Origin of the sequence: Kitasatospora sp. NPDC088351, assembly GCF_040685575.1 — a bacterium.
GTDB lineage: Bacteria > Actinomycetota > Actinomycetes > Streptomycetales > Streptomycetaceae > Kitasatospora.
On sequence record NZ_JBFBIL010000051.1, the window covers coordinates 22,187 to 44,890 of the forward strand.

Annotated in this window: 20 protein-coding genes and 2 pseudogenes; 16 read left to right on the plus strand and 6 right to left on the minus strand. The window is 72.3% G+C overall.

Going from position 1 to position 22,704, the window contains the following annotated elements:
• Positions 1-6: 6 nt before the first annotated feature.
• Together AB0P06_RS28290 and AB0P06_RS28295 are read right to left on the minus strand one after the other, a co-directional pair.
• Positions 7-240, minus strand: a complete 234-nt coding sequence (locus AB0P06_RS28290; RefSeq protein ID WP_363612168.1) for a DUF397 domain-containing protein — start codon at positions 238-240, stop codon at positions 7-9.
• Positions 237-1,097, minus strand: coding sequence for a helix-turn-helix transcriptional regulator (locus AB0P06_RS28295; protein ID WP_363612170.1), 861 nt, complete (start codon positions 1,095-1,097; stop codon positions 237-239). The genes AB0P06_RS28290 and AB0P06_RS28295 overlap by 4 nt, the downstream gene beginning before the upstream one ends.
• A gap of 221 nt (positions 1,098-1,318) precedes the next feature.
• Between AB0P06_RS28295 and AB0P06_RS28300 the strand changes: the two genes are divergently transcribed.
• The 8 genes from AB0P06_RS28300 (at position 1,319) to fxlM (ending at position 11,027) form a co-directional block, all read left to right on the plus strand.
• Positions 1,319-1,765, plus strand: coding sequence for an ATP-binding protein (locus AB0P06_RS28300; RefSeq protein ID WP_363612172.1), 447 nt, complete (start codon positions 1,319-1,321; stop codon positions 1,763-1,765).
• 5 nt (positions 1,766-1,770) lie between these two features.
• The gene (locus AB0P06_RS28305) at positions 1,771-2,205 is read left to right on the plus strand and encodes a hypothetical protein (protein ID WP_363612174.1); all 435 of its coding nucleotides are present in this window, start codon (positions 1,771-1,773) and stop codon (positions 2,203-2,205) included.
• 30 nt (positions 2,206-2,235) lie between these two features.
• The gene (locus AB0P06_RS28310; RefSeq protein WP_363612176.1) at positions 2,236-2,958 is read left to right on the plus strand and encodes a hypothetical protein; all 723 of its coding nucleotides are present in this window, start codon (positions 2,236-2,238) and stop codon (positions 2,956-2,958) included.
• Positions 2,959-3,061: 103 nt separating this feature from the next.
• Positions 3,062-3,871 (plus strand): alpha/beta hydrolase, encoded by an 810-nt coding sequence (locus AB0P06_RS28315; RefSeq protein ID WP_363612178.1) that lies wholly within the window; start codon positions 3,062-3,064, stop codon positions 3,869-3,871.
• A gap of 464 nt (positions 3,872-4,335) precedes the next feature.
• Positions 4,336-4,494 (plus strand): FxLD family lanthipeptide, encoded by a 159-nt coding sequence (locus AB0P06_RS28320; protein WP_363612180.1) that lies wholly within the window; start codon positions 4,336-4,338, stop codon positions 4,492-4,494.
• A gap of 152 nt (positions 4,495-4,646) precedes the next feature.
• Complete coding sequence (locus tag AB0P06_RS28325) at positions 4,647-7,667, plus strand: lantibiotic dehydratase (RefSeq protein WP_363612182.1); 3,021 nt, start codon at positions 4,647-4,649, stop codon at positions 7,665-7,667.
• Complete coding sequence (locus tag AB0P06_RS28330; protein WP_363612184.1) at positions 7,664-8,944, plus strand: lanthionine synthetase C family protein; 1,281 nt, start codon at positions 7,664-7,666, stop codon at positions 8,942-8,944. The genes AB0P06_RS28325 and AB0P06_RS28330 overlap by 4 nt, the downstream gene beginning before the upstream one ends.
• Positions 8,945-8,957: 13 nt before the next feature.
• On the plus strand, positions 8,958-11,027 hold the full coding sequence (fxlM, locus tag AB0P06_RS28335) for a methyltransferase, FxLD system (protein ID WP_363612186.1): 2,070 nt from the start codon (positions 8,958-8,960) through the stop codon (positions 11,025-11,027).
• Positions 11,028-11,263: 236 nt separating this feature from the next.
• Here fxlM and AB0P06_RS28340 read toward each other — a convergent pair whose 3' ends face one another.
• Positions 11,264-12,307: a HEAT repeat domain-containing protein gene (locus AB0P06_RS28340; protein WP_363612188.1), complete on the minus strand. Its 1,044-nt coding sequence runs from the start codon at positions 12,305-12,307 to the stop codon at positions 11,264-11,266.
• A 199-nt stretch (positions 12,308-12,506) separates the two neighbouring features.
• Here AB0P06_RS28340 and AB0P06_RS28345 point away from each other — a divergent pair, with 199 nt between their 5' ends.
• The 3 genes and pseudogenes from AB0P06_RS28345 to AB0P06_RS28355 form a co-directional block, all read left to right on the plus strand.
• Entirely contained in the window at positions 12,507-12,998 is a 492-nt protein-coding gene (locus AB0P06_RS28345; protein ID WP_363612190.1) for an alpha/beta hydrolase, read from the plus strand.
• A gap of 400 nt (positions 12,999-13,398) precedes the next feature.
• Positions 13,399-13,908 carry a GNAT family N-acetyltransferase gene (locus AB0P06_RS28350; protein WP_363612192.1) on the plus strand — a complete coding sequence of 170 codons (510 nt, stop codon included), beginning with the start codon at positions 13,399-13,401 and terminating at the stop codon, positions 13,906-13,908.
• A gap of 13 nt (positions 13,909-13,921) precedes the next feature.
• Positions 13,922-14,281, plus strand: a pseudogene (locus tag AB0P06_RS28355) (methyltransferase domain-containing protein); the annotation flags it as partial.
• Positions 14,282-14,356: 75 nt separating this feature from the next.
• On the opposite strand, the pseudogene AB0P06_RS28360 reads toward AB0P06_RS28355, so the two are convergent.
• Positions 14,357-14,704: pseudogene (locus AB0P06_RS28360) on the minus strand (alpha/beta hydrolase); the annotation flags it as partial.
• Between the two features lie 178 nt (positions 14,705-14,882).
• On the opposite strand from AB0P06_RS28360, the gene AB0P06_RS28365 reads away from it, so the two are divergent.
• The 3 genes from AB0P06_RS28365 to AB0P06_RS28375 all read left to right on the plus strand — a co-directional run bounded on the left by AB0P06_RS28365 (position 14,883) and on the right by AB0P06_RS28375 (position 18,814).
• Positions 14,883-16,592: a serine/threonine-protein kinase gene (locus AB0P06_RS28365; RefSeq protein ID WP_363612194.1), complete on the plus strand. Its 1,710-nt coding sequence runs from the start codon at positions 14,883-14,885 to the stop codon at positions 16,590-16,592.
• Between the two features lie 600 nt (positions 16,593-17,192).
• Positions 17,193-17,561 (plus strand): YciI family protein, encoded by a 369-nt coding sequence (locus AB0P06_RS28370; RefSeq protein WP_363612196.1) that lies wholly within the window; start codon positions 17,193-17,195, stop codon positions 17,559-17,561.
• Positions 17,558-18,814, plus strand: a complete 1,257-nt coding sequence (locus AB0P06_RS28375; protein WP_363612198.1) for a sigma-70 family RNA polymerase sigma factor — start codon at positions 17,558-17,560, stop codon at positions 18,812-18,814. Before AB0P06_RS28370 ends, AB0P06_RS28375 begins: the two co-directional genes overlap by 4 nt.
• Before the next feature lie 67 nt (positions 18,815-18,881).
• Here the strand turns inward: AB0P06_RS28375 and AB0P06_RS28380 are convergent, their stop codons facing one another.
• The gene (locus AB0P06_RS28380; RefSeq protein ID WP_363612200.1) at positions 18,882-19,703 is read right to left on the minus strand and encodes a hypothetical protein; all 822 of its coding nucleotides are present in this window, start codon (positions 19,701-19,703) and stop codon (positions 18,882-18,884) included.
• Here AB0P06_RS28380 and AB0P06_RS28385 point away from each other — a divergent pair, their 5' ends adjacent.
• Entirely contained in the window at positions 19,704-20,252 is a 549-nt protein-coding gene (locus AB0P06_RS28385) for a tetratricopeptide repeat protein (RefSeq protein WP_363612202.1), read from the plus strand.
• Positions 20,253-20,281: 29 nt separating this feature from the next.
• On the opposite strand, the gene AB0P06_RS28390 is transcribed toward AB0P06_RS28385, so the two are convergent.
• Positions 20,282-21,427, minus strand: a complete 1,146-nt coding sequence (locus AB0P06_RS28390; protein WP_363612204.1) for a serine hydrolase domain-containing protein — start codon at positions 21,425-21,427, stop codon at positions 20,282-20,284.
• A 405-nt stretch (positions 21,428-21,832) separates the two neighbouring features.
• Between AB0P06_RS28390 and AB0P06_RS28395 the strand changes: the two genes are divergently transcribed.
• A partial coding sequence (locus AB0P06_RS28395; protein ID WP_363612206.1) for a S1 family peptidase occupies positions 21,833-22,704 on the plus strand: 872 nt, incomplete at its 3' end.

Consider the following 22,704-nt stretch of genomic DNA (forward strand, 5'->3'; position numbering starts at 1 on the left):
TGCAGTTCAGGTGGTGAAGTTGGGGGAGCGGGCTTCGATGGCCTGGACGAAGGCGGTCCATTCGGCGTGGTCGAAGGCGAGGTGGGGGCGAGTGGGGTTCTTGTCGTCGCCGAGCCAGACATCGCCGTTGGGGAAGCGGGCGATGATCACGCAACTGCCGTTGCCGTCACCGGAGAAGGGGGACTTGGTCCACTGGGCGTCGGCGGAGTTGTGGTCGTAAGGGTCGTGCTTGTTGCTCACGTCAGCTCTTCCAGCTTCCGTTCAAGGGCGGTGATGGTGTCTTCCGGAGACAGCGCGCACCGCTTGACCCGGGCGATGGCCCGCTCGGCCCGTCGTACGTCGCGTCCCGTTCTACGCGGGAGCATACCGCCGACGGCTTCGATGAACGCGAAGCCGTTTTCGAGATCGTCAGGGAACCGCATCAGGGCGATTCCCGACGAAAGGATGCCTGGCCGTCCGGCACTCAGCGGCACCATGCCCAGTGTGACGTTGGGGTACTGGGCGACCTTGATCGCGTGCCGGATCTGTTCGGCCAACACTGCCTGGTCACCGGCTACGAGCAGCGCGATCTCACCGAAGTAGGCCTCGAACGTGAGAACCGGGTCCTGCGTCAGCCGGCGTTGGCGGAGAATCCGGACCTCGGCTCCAGCCTCCACACGTTCCTCGTTGGGAGAGTCGAGACCGGCCGTAATCATCTCCTTTGCGTATCCCTCGGTCTGGACCAGGCCGGGGAACGCCGAGGGGAAGTACTCCAGCATGTGTGAGGCATCGGCTTCGAGCGCGAGATACTCCGCGAACGCCGGCGTGATCGCTTCGGCATAGTCGAGGTCGCGCCACCACTGCTTGGTCGGGCCGTTCCCGAGCAGGCTCTCCAACTCCTCACGTTCCTGGCCGGAGACGCCGTAGTGGTCGAGCAGCGTCTTCAGATCGGCGGCGCTGATCGGCTGGTGGGCGCGCTCGATTCTGCTGAGGCGAGCGGGGTTCCAGCCCTTCAGGCCGACCGTGACGTCGGCCAGGGTCTTGTTGTTCTCCAACCGCCAAGCGCGCAGTTCATCGCCGAGGCGGATCTGCCGGATCGCGGACAGGCTCTTCTTCAAGCTGGCGCCTCCCCTCTGAGTGTGGACAACCAGTGTTGCCAATGATGGACCGTCACCTCAAGCCAGTTCAAGATCAACGGATTTGTTTCTGTGTTCGGGTTGAAAGTTCGATTCTGCATCCGTCACACTCAGCGTGACCGCACGGACACGCTCCTGACGGGGCGTCGTCGCGTCGTGCGTGCTGCCAATTTCCGCCCGCAACCGAGGCGAAGGGGCGAACCATGTCCACTTTGAGCAGACCTGTCCTCCAGACCTGGGAGGCGATCCTCACCGAGCACGACCGCTCGGTCCGGACCGCCCGCCACCAGGTCCACCAGCGACTCACCGACTGGGGGTGGCAGGGCGAGCGTGTCGACGATCTCGTCCTGATCGTCTCCGAGCTCGTGACCAACGCGATCGTCCACGCCTGCCAGGGGCAGGGCGAAGTCCGGCTCTACCTCCAGGAGTTCGGCGGCGACTGCCGCCTGGAGGTCTGGGACCCGCGCTGCGACCTGCCGCTCCAGGAGCGCCGTCCTCGCCGGTTCGGCGAGGGCGGGCGCGGGATCGAGCTGGTCCGACAGCTGGCGTTCGACTTCGGAGTGGTCATACGGCGCGGTGCGGGCAAGCGCGTGTGGGTGCGCGTTCTGCTCGCCGAGGGGGAGAACCGCCCGGCGCCACTCAGGAGTTGAACGCCATGACCACGGACTGCCGCCCCAAGCACCGGCGCCGTCCCAAGCACCGCCGCAGTACCACCGGACGTGATCACGCCGCGCGCGAAGGTCATCCGGTCACCCCCACCGCCCGTCGGACCATCGGCCACCCGACCGCCGACTGTCCGACCGCCGACTGTCCGACCGCCGGCCGCCCCAGCGCCGCCGAACTCGCCGCCCTCGCCGTCGTGTTCGCCCTCAGCCTCGGGCTCGCCTGCGTCGCCTCCGCCCTCGTCGACCCCGGCGAGCCCGCGACCGCCCACGTCGTCTGGTGGACGACCCTCGCCGCCGCCCTGATGCGCGGCGTCAGCTGGTCGGACACCTTCCTCGACCGCCGGCACCGGCGCCAGTACCGGTACCGGCCCCAGCCCCAACCCCACCCCCACCCCCAGCCTCTGTACCGCAGCTCCGACCGCTGACCCCCTCGACTCGTCCGGAGAAACACCCCCATGCACCCCGCCGCCATCGCCTTCCGCGACCCCGCCGCCCTGCACGCCCGCTGTGAGATCGCGGGTATCCGCAGACTCGCCATCGAACCCGGTTACGAGACCTGCGCCGTCCTGCCCGACGGCCACTGGGAACCCCTCCCCGACGGCTACCCCGAGCGGTTCGCGCCCAGCATCTTCAGCCGGGACAGCGGTCTCATCGAACTGTTCCGGCTCCCCGAGACCGTCACCGGCCGGGACGCCCTCACCGCGCTCGTCGGCACCCTCGGTGACCCCGTCCCCGTCACCCTCGGTGAGACCGACGACCCGCCGGGCGAGCCCACCACCCACCTCAGCGCCGACACCGGCCTGCGCCCCGGCCTGCACGTCGACAACCACCAGAACCTGCCGTACGCCGCCCGGGAGACGGCCCGCCGACGCCTCTGCGTCAACCTCGGACCCGGCAGCCGCCACCTGCTCCTCGCCGACACCGACATCAAGTCCATCTGCCGCACCCTCCACGACCGGTACGAGACCCACCACCCGCGCACTAACGACCTGCGGTTCTTCGTCACCCTCCGCCGCCCGCTGCGCGTCCTGCGGCTGCGGATCGACCCGGGCGAGGGCTGGTTCGCGCCCACCGCCGTGCTGCCGTACGACGAGTCCACGGAGGGCCAGGACCAGCCCTCGGCCACCGCCTCCTGGCTCGGTCACTGGGAGCGAGGGGTGTTCGGCCCGCTGATCTGACCCCATCCGGCGTGGTCCTCAGCGTGGCGCACCCGGGCCCGTCCGGGTGTGCCACGCTGGTGGGTGGGGAGGACCGGAGCACGACGAGATCGGGAGGCCCGTGATGGCCGAGATCAGGGTGAACGGGGTGGCGCTGCACTACGAGGCCCGGGGTTCCGGGCCCGGGGTGGTGCTGGTCCACGGCTCCTGGAGCGACGCCGACAGCTGGGCGCGTGTCATGCCCGGACTCGCCGAGCGGACCACCGTGGTCGCCTACGACCGGCGCGGGCACAGCCGCAGCGAGGACCTGCTCACCCAGGGTTCGGTGTACGAGGACGCGGCGGACCTGGCCGGCCTGATCCAGGGGCTCGGCCTCGCGCCCGCCTTCGTCTGCGGCGACTCGTACGGCTCGCTGGTCGTGCTGCGGCTCGCCGCCGCCCGTCCCGACCTCCTGCGGGGCCTGGCCGTGCACGAGCCGCCGGGGACGTCGATGCTGCTCGCCGACCCTACTCTGCGGCCCATCGGCACGGCCTTCGCGGACCGGATCAACGCCGTGCGGGAGCTGCTGGAGCAGGCGGAGTCGGCCGCGGCCGCCGAGCTGTTCGTGGAGTCGCTCGCGTTCGGCCCGGGGGCGTGGGAGCAGCTGCCCGCGCCGATCCGGCACACGTACATCCGGAACGCGCCGACGTACCTGGACGAACTGCGCGACCCCGACGCGCTGGACCTGGACCTGAACGCGCTCGCCCGGTACACGGAACCCGCGCTGCTGACGCAGAGCGACGACAGCGCGCCGATGTACGGCGAGGTGCTGGACATGATCGACCTCACTCTGCCGAAGGCGGAACGGCACCTGTACACGGGCGCCGGTCACGCTCCGCATCTGTCGCAGCCCGAGGAATGGGTGGGGGTGACCCTGCCGCGCGTCTTGGCGTGAGGCGCGGGTTGGGGGCGTGAGCGTGTCAGTGCGCGCCGGGGCTCACGCTGGGGCGCACTGACACGCCCGGACATGGGCTGTCCGGTACGCCGGGGGCCGGTTGCGATCGCGGACCTGGCGTCACTTTCCGGATTCCAGTGCAGGCCCACGGTAATCGTCACTACGCTCCCACCGGGCCCGAAGTACCGGTCGGCGGGCCACAGGGCGGGGTCTACAGCCGGGCCCAGCTCTTGAACCGCGCGCATGCGGGGAGACGGCTGACGTGTGAAGACGACAGCTGCCGTGCCCGACAACTGCACCGAGTCGTCGGGCACGGCAGTAGCCCAGCGCAGGTACGGGCGGATCCATCAGCTCCCGGCCGGGTGGCCGGGGAGCGGCTGTGGCAGCGCCGGCAGGGCGCTGCCCGGCAGCCGCACGCACCACCGTCCGAAGCACTCCCTTGGTTGCGAAGGAGGAACTGCAGGATGAACACGACCAGCACCGCACGGACCCAGCCCCTGTCGGAGACCAACACCGTCGACCTGGACCTGGACGTCACCATCGTCACCGCAGGCCCGGTGGCGGCAGCTCTGCTGTCGAGCACCGACGACGGGTGCGACACCGTCCGCGGCAGCGACTGCTGACCCTGTCCTGACTAGGTGCCTGGGCGGGCCGAGAAACTCCCGCCCAGGTACCCCGGGCGACCACCCGTTCCCGACCGAAAGGTAAGGACATGGCAGCAGGTGAACACGGTTCGCACTATCAGCCGTTGGGGACAGCGTTGTGGCGGGCGAGTGTGATTGGCGCTGCCGGTGATCTGCCTGCCTGGCCGGGTGAGAGCGCGGACGCGGCCGAGCAGCGGAGGTGGATCGCGCGGGTCTGGACGATCCGGCCCCTGGCGCAGGCCGTCGCCCTGGCCAGTCCGTCCCTGGCCGGCCGGATCGAGCAGCTTCTCGTCGGAGGGGGTGACTCCGGTATCCGGCTGCGCCGTACGACGATGTCCCTGGCCCGTTACCTGCTCCGTGCTCAGGGCCGGGCCACCCCGTTCGGTGCGTTCGCCGGGGTCGGAACCCTCCGGTTCGGTGAGGGCGCCCGCTTTCGGTGGAGCGGGGACCACCGACTTCGGGCCCGCCCGGACGCAGTGTGGCTTGCCGAGGTGATCGCCCGTCTCGAAGCGTGCCTGCCCTTGCTGGAGCGGCTGCCAGTCGTCGCCAACGACTGTGCGATTGAGCGGGGTTCGAGGCTGGTGGTGGCGTGCCAGCCGCATCTGAGTACCGTCTGCGGTGGCGGCGATGCCGTCGAGGAGGTGTCGGTTCGCCTGACCCCGGTGGTGCGCGCGATCACGGTGGCGGCCCGGACACCCGTTGCTGCCGCCGCCCTGGTGGACGGGGTCGTGGCTCGGTTTCCCGGTGTCGCCCGCGACGCGCTGCGAGAGGTGGTGGGCGGCCTGGTGGCGTGTGGCGTGCTGATCAGCAGTCTGCGGGCGCCCGGGACCTGCACCGACCCCCTCGCCCACGTGCTCGGACAACTGGATACGGCGGGCGCCGACGCCGTGCCTGAGGCGGCGGCGCTGTGCAGGGACTTGCATGCCCTCTACCGCGAGCTGAACGGCACCGGCCGATCCGGGGAGCTCGGCCGCCTCCGGGTGGCCGAGCGGATGCGTGCGATGGCCCCGGGCGCTGACCAACCCCTGGCCGTGGATCTGCGGCTCGGCGCGGCACTGATGCTGCCACAGGCGGTCGCCGACGAGGCCGCCGCCGCAGCCGGAGCGCTGATGCGGCTCAGTCCGCAGCCCACGGCGAGCCCGTCCTGGTGCGCCTACCACCGGGACTTCCTGGCCCGCTACGGTTCCGGCGTCCTGGTGCCGCTCGCAGTGCTCACCGACCCGACCCGGGGGCTCGGCCACCCGCTCCACTTCACCGATCCGCAGGCCGGCGTTGGGGTGACGCGGCGGGACAAGGCCCTGCTCGCCCTTGCCCAGCAGGCCGCGTTGGAGGGCCACGAGGAGATCGCCCTCGACGACGCCGTCCTCGACCGGATCGCCCCCCTGACCGAAACACCACACCGGCCGGTGACAGCGGTCGATGCCCTGGCCGACCTGTGTGCTGTGGACCTGGGCGCGATCGACCGAGGCGAGTTCACCCTGACCGTGCGGGGGCTCGGGCGCCGAGGCGCGACCACCGGACGGTTCCTCGACCTGCTGGAGAACGGCGGCCGCCGACACGCTGCCCTCCACTCCGACCAGCCGACCAGCGTGCACGGCGCCATCGCCGCACAACTGTCCTTTCCCCCGAGGCATGTTCGTACTGAGAACGTGCTGCGCGTTCCAGCCGTCCTGCCGTGGGTGATCCCCGTGGGTGAGCACCGCGCCGACACGCGCGGAACTCTGCCGCTTGCGGATCTGGCCGTCGCGGCGGACGCGCAGCGCTTGTACGTGATCTCCCGTTCGCGAGGCCGGGTCGTGGAACCGATGCTGCCGCTCGCCGCGGCCCGGCACACCATGCCGCCGCTGGCGCGGCTGCTGTTCGAGATCCCGCGCGCCGCCCACCCGGCGGTCGCCGTGTTCGACTGGGGCATCGCCGGCTGCCTGCCCCGGCTGCCGCGTGTACGCCACGGCCGCAGCATCCTCGCCCCGGCCCAGTGGCTTGTCGACCCCGCTGACCTCCCTGGACCCGATGCCCCCACCGACCAGTGGGAGGAAGCCGTACGGCGGCTGCGCGCCACCCGAGCGGTGCCCGCCCGGGTGGCGCTCGGCAACGGTGACCGGCTTCTGCGGCTGGACCTGGACAACCCGATGGACGTGGCCGTCCTGCGACGCCATGCCACGCCCACAGCCGCCCCGCTCAGAATCTCGGAAGCGCCTGCCACGGCCGAGCTCGGCTGGTGCGAGGGCCGGGCCCACGAGATCGTCATCCCGCTGGCGGCCACCGCCCCGCCGCGCCCTGCTCCGGCGTTCCTGAGCAGCACCCGCCCTCCGCCGGTCGCCAACCCGCACGACGGCGACGGCGTGGTGTCCGCCAGGCTCTACGGACCCCCGCAGACGGTCGACGAAATCCTCACCCACCGCCTGCCGGACCTGCTGAACCAATGGCCGACGCCCCCGCTCTGGTGGTTCGTCCGGTACCGCACCCCCGTTCCCCACCTGAGACTGCGCCTGCACGAGCCCGACCACCGGCACGCCTGCGGTCAGGTGGCCGCCTGGGCCCGGGAGCTGCGGCACGTCGGCCTGGCCGACGAGGTCACCCTGGACACCTACCAGCCTGAGACCGGACGCTACGGGACCGGGCCGGCGATGGCCGCCGCAGAGCGGCTGTTCAGCGCCGACTCGACTGCCGTCCTCGCCCAGCTCTCCTTCCTCGCCGCGAACCGGAACATCCCACCGCAAGCGCTGACCGCCGTGAGCCTGGCTGCCCTGGCCGCCGCTGTCGCCGGGGGCCGACCAGCGGGAATGCACTGGCTGCTCCGGCACCCCGAACACACTGCCGGGGCCTCGGCACAGGACCGCGCCATGCGCCGCCACGCACTGATCCTCGACCAGGACCACACCGCCTTCCGGTCACTGGCAGGCGGCCGGGAACTGGCCGCCGCCTGGGCGGACCGCGCCGACACAGCGGCCCGCTACGCCGCACAGCTCACCGCCCGAGGCGGTCGGCCTTCTCCCGACAGCGTCCTCGGCTCACTGCTGCACCTCCACCACGCCCGCGCGTGCGGTATCGACCCCGTCGGCGAGGGCACGACGTACAAGCTGGCCCGGGGCATCGCCCTGGCCAGCACCGCCAACCCCGTCGACCGGCCGAACCGGGAAGGGGACCGATGACCGTGGCGAAGGGGAACACGTCGTACCCGTCGGCGCTGCGCGAGCGTGCCGCAGCCGTCGCCGAACACCTCGCCGCCGCCCTCGCGGTTCCGCCGGACGTGGATTTCGGAGCCGACACCGCCCCCGGCAGTGCGCGCTGGCGCGACCAGTCCCTGTCCAAGGGCGCTGCCGGAGTCGCCGTTTTGCACGGCCTGCGGGCCAGCGCCCAACTCGCCGACACCGCGCCCGTGCACGCCTGGCTGGCCCGCGCCACCCGCGACGACCTGAGCGCCGGCACCGGAGCGGGGCTGTGGTTCGGCGCCCCCGCCGTCGCCTTCGCCCTTACTGTCGCCACACCCGGCCGCTACCCGGGCGCAGCCGCCCGCCTCCACCAGGCGGTCACCCGCCTCACCGCCGACCGGCTGACCGCCGCCGACCAGCGGATGGATGCCGCTCTGCGCCCCTCACCGTACGAGTTCGACCTCACGCGCGGCCTGAGTGGCCTCGGCGCCTACCTACTGCGGGCCGACCCTGGCAGCGGCCTCCTGCGGCGCGTTCTCGTCTACCTGGTACGCCTCACCCACCCCATCGCCGCCCGCGACACAGCCGGGACCAGAGCGCCGGGCTGGTGGACCGCCGAGGTGCCCGCCCGTTGCGACGATCCGGCCTTCGCCGACGGACACGCCAACCTCGCTATGGCCCACGGCATCACCGGCCCCCTGGCCCTGCTGGCACTCGCCGCGCGCGAGGGTGTCACCGTCGACGGTCACCACGAGGCCGTGGACACCATCTGCCAGCACCTCGACGCCTGGCGCCAGGCCTCGCCCGCCGGACCCTGGTGGCCCGAACGGATCACCCTCGACGAACTCGACGACGGGCGCCCTCACCAGGGAGGGCCGAACAGGCCCTCCTGGTGCTACGGCACACCAGGCCTCGCCCGCGCCCAGCAGCTCGCCGCCCTCGCACTCGGCGACACCGCCCGCCAGCGCGCCGCAGAACACGCCCTCGCCTCCTGCCTGGCCGACCCCGTCCAACTGAACCGCCTCACCGACCCCACTCTCTGCCACGGCTGGGCCGGCGTGACCGCCACCGCCTGGCACGCGGCCGCCGACGCCGACACACCCCACCTCTCACACCAGGTGGACCACCTGATCCAACGCCTGCTCGACCACGGACACCACACCGCCCCCGATGCGCTGCCCGGTCTCATCGAGGGCAGCGCCGGCGTCGCCCTCACTCTGCACAGCATCGCCACCGCCGGCACCGACGGCTGGACCACCTGCCTGCTGATCGGCTGAGAGGAACGACCACATGCCCGGCCCCACGCACACCCCGTCCGCCGACTGGCGCCAGACCAACCTTCACTTCGACACCTGGCAGCACGCCGAACGCGCCGCCGCCGACCTCCTCCCGCTCCTGACCGAAGCCGAGGACACCTCCGCCCTCGTCGCCTGGTGGTTCATCCGGAAAGGCGAAACGTGGCGGCTGCGCCTGCGCTCCGCCCCGGGTCGCGACAACTCCGCCGCCGTCCTCCTTGACCAGCTCACCGCCCTGCCCGGGCTGCGCTCCCTCGCCCACGGCGTGGTGTACGAGCCGGAGACCCGCCGCTTCGGCGGACAGCCGGCCATGGAGATCGCCCACCACCTGTTCCACGCGGACAGTCGCCACGTCCTCGACCACCTCGCCCACACCGCCGAAACAGGCGACCACCGCACCGAGATCGGGGGACGGCTGGCCACCCGTCTGATGCGTGCGGCCGGCCAGGACTTTTACGAACAGGGCGACATCTGGGCATCGGTCGCCGAGCATCGCGCCACCGCCGGAAGCCCCCAGCCGTCAGCCTCGACCCTCGCAGCGGTCCAGACCCTCATCACCGCCGCCGCCGACCGTCCCGGCAGCCCGCTCTCCCGCGAGCCCGCGTGGCCGACAGCCTTCGAGGCCGCCGGCCACGCGCTCGCCGACCTCGCCCACCACGGCCACCTGGAACGCGGTATACGGGCCGTCCTCACAGACCACCTGCTCTTCGCCTTCAACCGGCTCGGCATTCCCGCCAACCGGCAGGCCGCACTCGCCACCGCCGCCCAGCACACCGTCTTCCACCACCGATCCGGCGCCGACCGCGACTCCCGCCGCACACCGACCACCCCGACAGTCAGGCCAGCATCCATGAACGCCACCAGCCCGGCCCCCGACCCGCAGGCCCTGCGCGACGCCCTCGTCACCAGGATCGACAGCCTCCACACCTTCCGTACCAAGGCCGTCCGCGACGCCTTCCTCGCCGTGCGACGGGAGCTGTTCCTGCCCGAGGTCGACCTCGCCACCGCCTACCAGCCCAAGCAGGTGGTCACCAAGCGCGCCGCCGACGGCACCGCACTCTCCTCAGCCTCCAGCCCCAACATCGTCGCCACCATGCTCGAACAGCTCCAAGCAGCCCCCGGGCAAAGCGTTTTGGAGATCGGCGCGGCCACCGGTATCAACGCCGCCCTCCTCGCCGAACTCACCGGCCCCACCGGCACCGTCGTCACCATCGAACTCGACGAAGACCTCACCGAAAGCGCCCGCGCCCACCTGGCCGCCGCCGGATACCACCGCGTCATCGTCCTGTGCCGCGACGGCGTTCTCGGCGACCCGGACCGCGCGCCGTTCGACCGCATCATCGTCACCGCCGGAGCCTGGGACATCCCCGCCGCCTGGTGGATCCAACTCGCCCCCACCGGACGCCTCGTCGTCCCACTGCGCCTGCACGGAAGCGGCCTGACCCGCTCGCTCGCGTTCATCCGCACCGCCGACGACCGCATGGTGGCCACCGACGCCGCAGTGTGCGGATTCGTCCCGCTGCGAGGCGCCGCCGAGATGGGCGAGATCCACGTTCGCCTTGCCGACGACGCCATCCTCAAGGTCGACGCCGACGACCACCCCGACCAGGAGACTCTCGCCAGGGCCCTGACCCACCCCGCACACCTGAAGTGGACCGGCATCCACGTACGGCACGACGAACCCGCTGCCCACCTCGATCTCTGGCTCGCCACCACCGACACCGGGCTCCACTTCGGCAAACTGGCCGTCGGCCCGGCCACACGCGCACTCCTCCCGGCCGACCCCGCCGTGCGCTGGTCGGGCGCCGCCCTCCATCAAGGCGCGGCCTTCGCCTACCTCACCACCCGAGCCGTTGACGACGACACCGACGAACTCGGCATCGCCGCCTACGGGCCGGACGCCGACAAGCCGGCCGCTCTCACCGGAGACCTCCTGCACCACTGGAGCCGGAAGCGCCCCGCCCAGCCCACCGTCACCGCTCACCCCGCCGCCACCCCCGACGACCGGCTCGGCCCCGGAACACGCATCACCCGCCCGCACACCAGGCTGACCATCAGCTGGTGAAGACCGTGTACGAGGAGGTCGTACCGCGGCGATCTGTCCGACACCCGATGGGCCTTGGTCGAGCCCGTAGTGGTCCTGATTGCCCGTGGGCTCGCAGCGGTGTTCAGGAACGGCCGGCGTTCCCGGCCCGTGTGGCCGCGTGCGGCGGCCTTCTCCAGGTCGAACAGGGAGAGCCGGGTGCCCCGGGTGGGGCGTTCTCGCGCCGGACGATGATCCGGGTGTCCCCGGTCCAGGGCTCAGCTGCTCTGCCCAAGGCTCCTTGGCTGGTCGGCCGCGACCAGTTCGGCAGCGTGCGCGAGGTCGCCGCCCGCCCGCCGGAGCAGCGCCTCGACGTCGTAGCCCGGTGAACCGAAGCCGGCGCCGAGGCCAAGCCGGATACCGGAGTCGAAGCGCCCCATGTGCACAGAGGCCTCCAGGGCGGGGCGGAGCCGGTCAAGCGCGCACAGCAGGTCCCAGGCGGATGCATCCAACCGGGCCCGTTCCACCGGGTCGCAGGCGTTGACGGCGGCGGTGACTCCGGCGCCGTCGGGCTCGTACTCCAGTAGGTCCGGCAGCAGTTCGGGGATGCCCATGATCCGAGCCGCACTGAAGGTGAGGGCGTGGGCGCCAGTAGGGTCGTTGAGCAATTCGGCCAGCAGCGGGACGACGCGCCGGTCATGCCGCCGGGCGAGTCCACGGATGCCTTCCTCCCGGATATCCGCATGCTCGTCGGTCGTCCGCTCCCAGAGCGCGGCCCGGATCCCGGGGCTGTCGACTTCGACCTGGAAGCCCAGCGTGAACGTTGCCCGGTTACGAACCTCCGGATCCTCGTCGCGGGTCAGCGTGATGAGCGCGCGGATGTCCGGCCCGTCCGGCAGTCCAGTGGCCACCCCCGCAAAAGAACTCGCCACCCGCCGGCGAACATCGGCGCCGGGATGTCCAGCGAGAGCGGCAAGGACGGGGACGGCACGCTGGTCGTCCGTCCTCTCGATCGCGCGCGCCAGGGAGCACAACACGTGGCCCTCGGTCTCTCGCTCCGCGAGCGCGACCAGCGCGGCCACCGTCTCGGCGCGGACCACTTCGTTCTGATCGCTCGCGTCGCCCAGCAGGTCACAGCCCGTCGCACGCTCGATCGGATCATCCGAACCGATCAGCTCCAGGCCGAGCGGCAGCGACCCCAACCCGTCAGCCGCCGCCCGCCACAGCAACGTCCGGTACTCGCCCCGGTCGTTCGCCTCCTCGGCACCACGCGCCGCGATCAGCGCCTGTCCGACCAACTCCGCCACCACGCCCGCTTCCATCCGGGCAGTCTGATGCACGAACCACGGATGTGCGCGGGAGTTATCGCCGACCCGGCGCAGCGGCCCGTCGGACATCGCGGTCGGCAAGGAGCAGTGACCCACCACCACCGTCGTTCTACCGGCCCGGCGGGGCATACAGCGGAGAAGGGGAGCTCAATGGGGCCGCGGCGGCAGGAACGGTGGACGCGGTCGGGAGTGGATGGCCCTGGTCAGCAGCGCCCCGCACGCCGGTTGGCGCCCGCCGTTCGCCCGGTACGCCCAGGACCACCCGATCCCCGCCGTCGACGCGGCCGCCGCGCACTACGCCGGGCACCCGGACGACCGGACCCTGCGCGCGCTGACGCTGGCCGCCGCACCGTGGAACTTCGGCGAGCACGCCCTCGCCGAGGGCCGGTCGCTCCTGGCGGGCCTGGACTACAACCACGCCGCCGTGGCGTGGGCCGACGCGCACTTCGACGACACGTATCAGGCGCGCTGGGCCCCGCAGGCGGTGCCGACCCTGATCGTCAGCGGCGCCCTGGACCGTGTGGTCACCCAGCGCCTGTGGCAGGACGAACCGGCCTTCACCCGCCCGCACATCCTGCACCGACGGATCGAGGGCGCCGCCCACTTCCCGTGGATCGAGAACCCGGAAGCCGTCCGCGCGGCCTTCGCCGACCTGATCGACCGGCTGGACCGCCCGGCCACGTGAGGGAGCACGTGTCTCGGGCTGGAACGGATCCACCTGGTCGGTCTCTCCTACGGTGGCTGGTTGGCCCTCAACCAGAGGGGCACCGGGTGATCCCGGGAGTCCGGGCCGAGATCGTGCAACGGGCCGGCCACGGATTCAACCCGGAGCGTCCTGATCTGGTCAATGAACACCTGCTGCGGTTCATCACCTCCTGCCGGCAGGAGATACGGAGCTGACCGGAGGTCCTGTTTCACCGCTACAACGGCATCCTTAACTCCCCACGGTTTCCCTGCACTTGTCCACCGCAGAGCGGGATGCGATCGTGGCGCCGGATCCGATTCGTCTCCTGCCCAGGAGCGGCGGACGGTGCAGTCCGCGAAATTCCCTGGCATGCCTCTTCCTGCCCTGCTGAGATGAGAGCATGAACCTCTTGCCTACTGGCGGGACCGAGGTCGTTGTACCGGTCCGCGTGCGTGATCTGACGCCCGCAGATCTGCCGATGTGCGCATGGTCCGGCTCGGCTACTCATCTGCGCTGTGTGGCCAAGGAGTTGGAGCGCACGGCGGCCGGCGAGGTGGACTACCTGGCCGTCTGTACGGCGGCCGGTCTTCCCGTGGCGATCGGCGGCGTCGACTACCGGGCAAGGCCCGGAGCGGGCACACTGTGGCAGCTCGCGGTGCTTCCGGCGTTGCAGTCGTGCGGTCTCGGCACGCTGCTCGTCCGGGCCGCGGAGGACCGCATCCGGGCACGCGGGATCCTGCGGGCCGAACTCGGTGTCGAGGAGAGCAACCCGCGGGCCCGCGCACTGTACGAGCGGCTCGGATACGTGGCCTACGACCGGCAGCCCGACGCATGGGACGAGGAAGCGCCGGACGGTTCGATCCACCGGTACGAGACCATGTGCGCGCTGATGCGCAAGGACCTGTCGTAAGCGGGACGTCGGCGTGGCCTCGCAGGCGTGGGGGCGCGCTCCGACACCCGGGTGTGGGCCTGGCCACATCACCGCCCATCTGGATGAGCCGGGGCTGGCGGCGTTCGGTGTCGATGCCTCTGCTGTGATGATCAAGTCGGCTCAACAGGCCTATCCGGGCCTGCGGTTCGACGTGGGCTCGATGGCCGCGCTGAACATCGCTGACGGCGTGCTGGGCGGCGCACTCTCACGTTGGTCCGTCATCCACACTCCGCACACGGCGGAGCACTGCATCAACAAGATCCGGGCATGGCGGGGCCTGGCCACGAGCTACGACAAGACGCCCGCGAGCTACACGGCGGGGCTCCAGCTACGCGGATCCATCGTCTGGATGCGCAGCCTCGACCCGGGCCGCGGTCGCGGCGCCCGGTCGGCAGAGCGGACGCCGCTGCCGCTCACCTCGGGCCGGCGAGGTGACCGTCCGGCCAAGATGCCGGGCGAGGAACCGGACCGCGCTGTCGGCCTCGAACCTGGGCATGTCGATGTGCTGGCCCGCGTTGGCGTGCAACGTCCTCTCCTTCGAGGCGAAGGCGTCGAACAGCGCGAGGCCGGCCTCGGGCAGGATGCGCTCGTTGTCCCACTGCATGGCGAACTCGATCGGGACGGTGATCTGCTTCGCCGTCTCGACCAGGGCATCGGGCCACATCATGCCGAAGACCGCGGCCGTGATCCTGGGCTCGACCGCCACCAGCGGCAGCCCGATCGCGGTGCCCAGGCCGATCCCGACGTAGCCGACCGGCCCATCGGCGCCGATATCACGACTCCAGACAGGCCCTGGGGCGGCGCGCGCGACGGCCGCCGTGATCACTTCTGGTGGAGCGTCACAGTGCTTTGACAGTAGGGGCATTGCGGTATATGGACCTGGTCGGGGCGGGTGTACGGTCGTGCCAGTCGGTTGGGGTGGAGGGCCGGAGGGGCTGGGAGGGGAGCAGGGCATGGAGCCATTGGAGCCGGACGACCCGCGGCAGGTCGGTGAGTACCGGGTGCTGCGGCGGCTCGGCGCGGGCGGCATGGGCCGGGTGTACCTGGGCCGTACGGCGGGGGGCCGGACGGTCGCCGTCAAGGTGGTCCGCAGCGAGCTGGCCGAGGACACCGAGTTCCGTGCCCGATTCCGGCAGGAGGTCCGGGCGGCCCGGCTGGTCGGTGGCCGCTGGACCGCGCCGGTGCTGGATGCGGATACCGAGAGCCGCCACCCGTGGGTCGCCACCGGGTACGTCGCGGGTCCGGCCCTCGGCGCGGCCGTGCGGGAGTTCGGACCGCTGCCGGCCGACTCGGTACGCGCGCTGGGGGTCGGGCTGGCCGGGGCGCTGGCGGCGGTGCACGCGCTCGGCCTGGTGCACCGGGACGTCAAGCCGTCCAACGTGCTGCTCACCCTGGACGGCCCGCGGCTGATCGACTTCGGCATCGCGCGGGCTCTGGAGGCCGCCACCGCGCTCACCCGGTCCGGCTTCGTGATCGGCTCGCCGGGGTACATGTCGCCGGAACAGGCTCAGGGGGCCGTTGTCGGACCGCCGTCCGACGTCTTCTCGCTGGGCGCCGTGCTGGTGTACGCGGCGACCGGCGTGGCGCCGTTCGGAGAGGGCCTCAGTGTCGCGTCGATGCTCTACAAGGTGGCGCACGAGGACCCGGAGTTGGGGGGCCTCGATCCGGGGTTGCGCGCCATCGTGATGGCCTGCCTGGCCAAGGACCCGGCGCGGCGGTTGGCGCCGGTGGAGCTCGCCGAGCGGCTCGACGGGTCCGGGGTCGGCACGGCGCGGCTGAGCGAAGGGGCCTGGCTGCCAGGGACGCTGTCGGCGGCGGTAGGCCGGCGGGCGGTGGAGCTGCTGGACCTCGACCACGTGCCCGCGCCTCCGGGTGCCGGCCAGGCGTGGCGCGCGACGATCGTGGAAGGGGGCGCGAGCGGGGGACCGGGCGGGCACGTGCCCCCTGGTCCGCCGGCCGGAGCGTTCGGCGCTCCGGCGGCCCCGGCCCCGCAGTTCCCGCCTTCGGCCCCGCCGGGTGCTCAGACGGGCATGCCTCCGTATGGAGCACCGCCGTTCTTCCCGCAGCCGCAGCCGCAGCCGCCGGTGCGACGCCGCTTGCCCGCTGTGCTCGGGGCATCGGTGCTGGTCGCCGTGGTCGCGGTCGGCGTCACCTGGTGGCTGTCGAGAAGTGACGAATCGTCAACACGCGGCCAGTCGTCGGCCGCCGAGCAGCAGTCGCAGGCGGGCGGCGGGTCCGTCTCGACCGGGCAGCCGCAGAACCCGGCCCGGTCGGGCGCGCCCGCTCAGCAGAGCGCCGCCCCGTTGACCGCCGCGCCGTCCCCCACGGGTGCGATTCCGCAGGCATATCTCGGCTCATGGAGCGGCGTCCTGACCGAGCCGGGCCTGTACGGTTCGGTCACCTATCGGATCACCCTGCGGCAGGGAGAGGTGGACCAGGTCGTCGCCAACGCCACCAGTATTTGGCCCGATGGCAGAACCTGCAGCGGCACCGACTATCTGGAGTCAGCGAGCGCCAATCAGGTCGTGCTCAAGGTCTCGGCGCTGACCGGGGGCCTCGGGTGCACTCCGGATTCGACGCCACGGGTGTATGCGATCAAGCCCAATGGGACACTGCACCTGGAGGTCCGCGGCGGGTCCGGCGATCTCACCCGCACCTCGTGACCGGGGACGCGGCCCCCGGGGTGCGGCGTCGAAGACCGACATCCACGTCAGTGGTCCACCGGAACTGACAGTTCCTCCGTCAGACGGCCCGTCGCGTTGGGTGCCGGCGCTGCCGCACGTCTTGGGGTGAGGCGCATATGGGGGGCATGAGGGTGGTGGCGCGTGCCGGCGCTCACACCGGGGTGCGCGCCACCACGCTCTGTGCTGGGCGACCGGGCGCGCCGGTCAGCCCCGCCGGGACCTGCGGTGCACCCGCAGGAAGCACACCGCCAGGCCCGCGAAGGCGACCGCGCCGGCGATGCCGGCCACGTGCGGCCCGGCCGAGCCAGGCCCGCCGCCCGGCGCCGTCCCCGGCCGGTGGCGGCGCCGTAGCGGCCGTCGTCGTGCTCGTCGTGCTCATGGGGGCAACCTCCTCGGAAGGGATCGTCACGGTAGGGTCGGAGCCGCTCGACGGATCCTGATCCGCGCCGGCGGAATCACCCGATCCGCTGGTTCCGGCTGATCCGCTGAACCCCGCGTCGGCATGTCAAGGACGGCCGGCCCGCTACGACCACCTGATGACGGGGCCCGACCGGGCGCCGCGACGGTGAGGAGTTGGACATGAAGTTCCTGCTGATCATGCACATCAACCCGGCCATCATGGAGGAACTGACCGAGGCGGAGCGTCAGGAGATCATGGCCGGCCACGGTGAGTTCATGAAGACGACCAGCGAGTCCGGCGAACTGGTCAGCACCGAGGCGCTGGCCGACCCGTCCCAGAGCTCGGTGGTCCGCGTCCGCGACGGGGTGCCGGTCGTCACCGACGGCCCCTACCTGGAGGCCAAGGAGTTCCTGGGCGGCTACTACCTGGTCGACGTCGCGAGCCGGGACCGCGCGCTGGAACTGGCCGCGCTGATCCCGGACGCCCGGGTCAACGGCCTGGGCATCGAGGTCCGCCAGGTGATCTTCTCCGGCGGCCCGTCCGCGTGAGTGCCGACCGCGCCACCGTCGAGGGCCTGCTGCGCGCGCTCGCGCCGCAGGCCCTCGGCGCGCTGGTGCGCCGGTACGGGCAGTTCGACCTGAGCGAGGACGTCGTGCAGGAGGCGATGCTCGCCGCGGCGACCCGCTGGCCGGCCGAGGGCATCCCGGACAACCCGCGCGGCTGGCTGACCACGGTCGCCGGCCGCCGCCTGGTCGACCAGATCCGCAGCGAACGGGCCCGGCGCCGACGCGAGGACGAGGTGGCCGCCCGCGAACCGGATCCGACCTCGCCCGGCCCCGGCGAGCCGACCCCGGCCGACCGGGACGACACGCTCACCCTGCTGTTCCTCTGCTGCCACCCGGCGCTGAGCCCGGCCTCGCAGGTAGCGCTGACGCTGCGCGCGGTCGGCGGCCTGACCACCGCGGAGATCGCCCGCGCCTACTTCGTGCCGGAGCCGACCATGGCGGCCCGGATCAGCCGGGCCAAGCAGCGGATCAAGGCCGCCGGCAGCGAGTTCACCATGCCGGTCGGGCAGGACCGGGCGGAGCGGCTGCGCGCCGTGCTGCACGTGCTGTACGTGATATTCAACGAGGGCTACACCGCCAGCTCCGGCGACCGGCTGCGCCGCGACGACCTGGCCGCCGAGGCGATCCGGCTGACCCGCCTGCTGCACCGGCTGCTCCCCGACGACGGCGCGGTGACCGGTCTGCTGGCCCTGATGCTGCTCACCGACGCCCGCCGGGACGCCCGCACCGGCCCGGACGGCGAGCTGGTCCCGCTCGACGAGCAGGACCGCTCACGCTGGGACCGCGGTCGCATCACCGAGGGCGTCGCGCTGGTCACCGACGCGATGAGCCGCCCGGCACTCGGCCCCTACCAGTTGCAGGCCGCCATCGCCGCGCTGCACGACGAGGCGCCCAGCACCGACGAGACCGACTGGCGCCAGATCAACACGCTGTACAAGATCCTGGAGCGGATCTCGCCGAACCCGATGGCCAGCCTGAACCGGGCGGTGGCGGTCGCCATGACCGACGGACCGCGGGCCGGCCTGGCCCTGCTGGACGAACTGGCCGCGGACGACCGGATCACCGACCACCACCGGCTGCACGCCGTCCGCGCACACCTGCTGGAGCGGGCCGGCGACCACCCGGCGGCCCGGGAGTACTACCAGCGTGCCGCCCGCGGTACCACCAGCCTGACGGAGCGCCGCTACCTGGAGGCCCGCGCCGCCCGGTCGGCGGCCGGTCCGGCCCCCGGCTGACCAGGCCCGGGGCAGGCCCGGTCGGGACGGCACTGCGCACGCCCTCGGACCGCGGCGCCGGTGTCGGTCAGGGGCCTGAGAGGTCGCTCCGTCGGGAGAGCAGCCCGGAGCGCCGCCTGGCGAGCCGGCCGGTGAGCCGTACCGCGCCAAGGGCGATCACGTAGCCGAAGGCGAACTGGACGGTCAGCAGTTGCAGGTACGGGGTCGAGATGCCGCTGCCGATGAGGAGGGACCTGAGGAACGGTGGCGCGGCCAGAAGGACCGAGGCCAGTGCGGCGCGGCCCGTGGTGCGGGCCGTACAGGCGACGGCGGCGCCGGTGACGACCGGGGTGACGAGTGGGAATGTGGCGAAGCCGCCCGTGAGGGTGATGGCGATGCCCCCGGTGATGATGGCGACGGTGAGCGCCCAGGGCACCGCGGAGCGCGGGTGCGTGCGGCCCGGCGGTGCGATCAGGAGCAGGAGGGCGTTGAGGACGAGCAGCCAGAGGTCGGGCAGGTCCAGGCTGAAGGAGAGCGCGATGTCGGCCGGCATGCCGAGCAGGCCGGGGAGGGCGAGGACGCGGACCAGTGGCACCACCACCATGGTGACCAGGGCGAGGATCCTCGCCGCGGACCAGCGGTTGGCCAGGACCGCGCCCGCCGTCAGTACTGGCGGAACGAGCGTCGCGGCCGCCGCGACGAGGGGGCCGTCAAACTCGGCGGGGTAGATGGAGCTGGCTGCGGAATCGGGGTCGGTCGCGAGCCGGAAGGCGCCCCAGAGCCGGCCCGCCGCGTACGTCCCGGCCAGCACCGCGGCGAGCGGGGCCGCGCCGGCGAAGGCGCGGCCCAGGGGGTGGTGGAGGTCAGGCCGAGCCGGTTTCGCCCTTGCCCACGCACGGGGGAGGCCCATGTGATCGGGAACCTGGGCAACCAGAGCCTCGGCACCGGGCAGTACCGGCCCGCCGCCGCCTACTACCGTGAGGCGATCGCGATTCTGCGGGAGCAGCCCTCGCAGAGCCGGGACGAGTGGGCGATGGGCGTCTGCGAGGCCAACCTCGGCGTGGTGGGCCTGCTCGCCGGTCATCCGGAGGCGGCGGACGTCCACCTCAACCGGGCGCTCGCTCGCCACCGTTCCACCGGGGACCAGGTGTTGGAGAGCATCACGCTGGCCAACCTGGGGGACCACCACCACCGCCGGCTCGGCCGGTCGGACCGGGCCGCGGAGTACCTCCGGGAGGCGCTGGGCCTGATCGACCGGACCACCGGGAACCCGCGTCTGCGGGCGAAGGTGCTGGCGGTCCTGGCCGAGCTGGTTGTGCCGGCCGGGCCGGCCGGGCCCGTCGGGCCTGCTGAACTCCTGGGGCCCGCTGATCTCCTGGGGCCCGGCGAGCTTCCGGGGCCCGTCGGGTTGCCCGTGCCCGCCTCCGTCTCCCTGCGGCGCGGTTCGGCCGCGGGGTGAGCGCGCCGCCGCCGTGACGGCCCCAGGTGTCAGCCGTCCAGGGACTCGCGGACGGCCGTGATCAGGCGGTTGGCGCGGGCGTCGCCGTGGCCGATCATACGGTTGGCGACGTACGCGAAACCGGCCCCGAACTCGTCGTCACCGAAGGCGAACTGGCCGCCCGCGCCGTCGTTGCCGAAGCTGCGGGCGCCGAACAGCGGGCGGAACGCCGGTGAGTCGAGCAGTACGCCCGAGCCCCAGCGGGCGCCGAGGTCGAAGCCCAGGAAGCCCTGCCCGGAGGAGAGTTCGCGGACGGCGTCGGTCACCGTGTCCGGCGAGAGCAGCCGCTCGCCGCCGTCGATGCCGGTCACGGCGGCCGCGTACAGGCCGGCCAGACCGGTCGCGGAGGCGACGGCGCCCGCGCCCGGCAGCTCGACGGCGTGCAGGGCCGGGTCGTTCCAGCCGTGCGGCTCGTCCAGCCCGGGGAAGACCAGCGCGCCGTTCATCGTCACGATGCGGGTGAGCAGATGCTCGGGGCCGGGCATCGGGCGCCGCCCCTCGGCCTCCACCAGCCGTGCCACGCGGCCGAGTTCGCTGTCGGGCAGACCGATCCAGGCGGACAGGCCGAGCGGGTCGCCGACGGCCTCGCGGAAGTACGCGCCAGGGGTGAGCCCGGTGATCCGGCGGACGACCTCGCCGATCAGGAAGCCGAGGACATGGCCGTGGTACTCGTGCGCGGTGCCGGGCTCCCAGATCGGCCGCTGCTCCTCGATGGCGCGCACGACCGGCGTCCAGGCCGCGATCTCGTCGAACGAGAGGACGGCGTCCAGGGCCGGGATGCCCGCCCGGTGGCCGAGCACCATGCGACAGGTGACGGCCTCCTTGCCGTGCCGCGCGAACTCGGGCCAGTAGCGGCTCACCGGCGCGTCCAGGTCGAGGCGGCCCTGCTGCGCGAGGAGGTGGGCGCAGACGGCGACCAGGCCCTTGGCGCAGGAGAAGACCGGGACGACGGTGTCCTGCGCCCAGGGGCGGCCGGTGCGTTCGTCCGCGATGCCGCCCCACAGCTCCACGACCTTGCGCCCGTCGGCGAACACCGTCACGGCGGAGCCGAGTTCGGGGAAGTCGTCGAAGTTCCGGGCGAAGGTGTCGGCGACCGCCCCGAAGCCCGCGTCGGCCCAACCGTGGTACTGCTGCATGGCTCTCGTCCCGTTCTTCCGCGTGCGGCCGTGGCGCGCCCCGGCGGCGGCCGCGATCACTGACCGGGTCACGTTACGGTGGCGCGCCGTCCGGCACGAACGATTTACCGGGTCCCGTTCTGCCGAGCTTCGTCTTCCGGGCTTCCGTTCGTCTGTGGGCGATACGGGACGGGCGACGGACCGCCTCCCCCGAGGTGAACCGAGGATGAATCAGTTGTCGGTTACCGCACAAGTGTCCGATCGCCCTGGCATGATCGTTTCACGGGGTGGGCCGTCGGAAGGGGGACCCATGTTCTTGCCCATGCCCAGGTGCCGGCCGGTCCCGACCGCCGTCGTCGGACTCGGCGTCACCGGCTGACGAACAGCCACCCATTCCTGTCCAACTCTGCGTTCAGAAAGTGACCCATGCTACGCAGGACCTCTCTCCGTACCTGGCGGGGCGTGCTGGCCGCGGCCGTCGCCGCCGGCGCCCTGACCACCTTCTCCGCCGTCCAGGCGGGCGCCGTCACCGGCGCCCCCGCCGCCAACGGCACGTACGCCTACACCGCTCGCCTCGACATCGGCGACAACACCCGGGCCTGCACCGGTGCGCTGGTCGACCGACTCTGGGTGATCACCGCGGCGAGCTGCTTCGCCGACGACCCCGCGCAGCCCGCCGCCCTCGCCGCCGGTGCCCCGAAGTGGAAGACCACCGCCACCATCGGCCGCACCGACCTCACCAACACCGGGGCCGGGGCGGTCTCGGAGATCGTCGAGCTGGTACCGCGTCAGGACCGCGACCTCGTCCTGGCCCGCCTGGCCACGCCCGTCGACGGCATAGCCCCGCTGCCGCTGGCCACCACCGCCCCGGCCACCGGCGAGACCCTGCGCGTACCCGGCTACGGCCGCACCACGACCGAATGGGCACCGCTCAAGCTGCACTCCGGCCAGTTCACCCTCGACGCCGTCAAGACCACCTCGGTCGACACCACCGGCGTGAACGGCGCCGCCGTCTGCAAGGGCGACACCGGCGCTCCCACCGTCCGTGAGACCAACGGCAAGGCCGAACTCGTCGCCGTCGCCTCCCGCTCCTGGCAGGGCGGCTGCCTCGGCAGCACCGAGACCCGCACCGGAGTCTCCAGCGCCCGGACCGATGACCTCACCGGCTGGGTCAAGGACACCGTCCGGAGTGCGGGGGTGCGCGGTGATGCCAACGGGGACGGCCGCGCCGATGCGCTGATGGCCTACTACCGTGGTGACGGGGGGATCGGTTTCTATACGTCGTTGACGGCGCCCAG

What these genes read in the sequence shown, in the direction of transcription:
- AB0P06_RS28300 (WP_363612172.1), top strand. Translation starts at nt 1,319, where the DNA reads ATGTCCACTTTGAGCAGACCTGTCCTCCAGACCTGGGAGGCGATCCTC.
- AB0P06_RS28305 (WP_363612174.1), top strand. Translation starts at nt 1,771, where the DNA reads ATGACCACGGACTGCCGCCCCAAGCACCGGCGCCGTCCCAAGCACCGC.
- AB0P06_RS28310 (WP_363612176.1), top strand. Translation starts at nt 2,236, where the DNA reads ATGCACCCCGCCGCCATCGCCTTCCGCGACCCCGCCGCCCTGCACGCC.
- AB0P06_RS28315 (WP_363612178.1), top strand. Translation starts at nt 3,062, where the DNA reads ATGGCCGAGATCAGGGTGAACGGGGTGGCGCTGCACTACGAGGCCCGG.
- AB0P06_RS28320 (WP_363612180.1), top strand. Translation starts at nt 4,336, where the DNA reads ATGAACACGACCAGCACCGCACGGACCCAGCCCCTGTCGGAGACCAAC.
- AB0P06_RS28330 (WP_363612184.1), top strand. Translation starts at nt 7,664, where the DNA reads ATGACCGTGGCGAAGGGGAACACGTCGTACCCGTCGGCGCTGCGCGAG.
- fxlM (WP_363612186.1), top strand. Translation starts at nt 8,958, where the DNA reads ATGCCCGGCCCCACGCACACCCCGTCCGCCGACTGGCGCCAGACCAAC.
- AB0P06_RS28340 (WP_363612188.1), bottom strand. Translation starts at nt 12,307, where the DNA reads ATGGAAGCGGGCGTGGTGGCGGAGTTGGTCGGACAGGCGCTGATCGCG.
- AB0P06_RS28345 (WP_363612190.1), top strand. Translation starts at nt 12,507, where the DNA reads ATGGCCCTGGTCAGCAGCGCCCCGCACGCCGGTTGGCGCCCGCCGTTC.
- AB0P06_RS28350 (WP_363612192.1), top strand. Translation starts at nt 13,399, where the DNA reads ATGAACCTCTTGCCTACTGGCGGGACCGAGGTCGTTGTACCGGTCCGC.
- AB0P06_RS28365 (WP_363612194.1), top strand. Translation starts at nt 14,883, where the DNA reads ATGGAGCCATTGGAGCCGGACGACCCGCGGCAGGTCGGTGAGTACCGG.
- AB0P06_RS28370 (WP_363612196.1), top strand. Translation starts at nt 17,193, where the DNA reads ATGAAGTTCCTGCTGATCATGCACATCAACCCGGCCATCATGGAGGAA.
- AB0P06_RS28380 (WP_363612200.1), bottom strand. Translation starts at nt 19,703, where the DNA reads ATGGGCCTCCCCCGTGCGTGGGCAAGGGCGAAACCGGCTCGGCCTGAC.
- AB0P06_RS28390 (WP_363612204.1), bottom strand. Translation starts at nt 21,427, where the DNA reads ATGCAGCAGTACCACGGTTGGGCCGACGCGGGCTTCGGGGCGGTCGCC.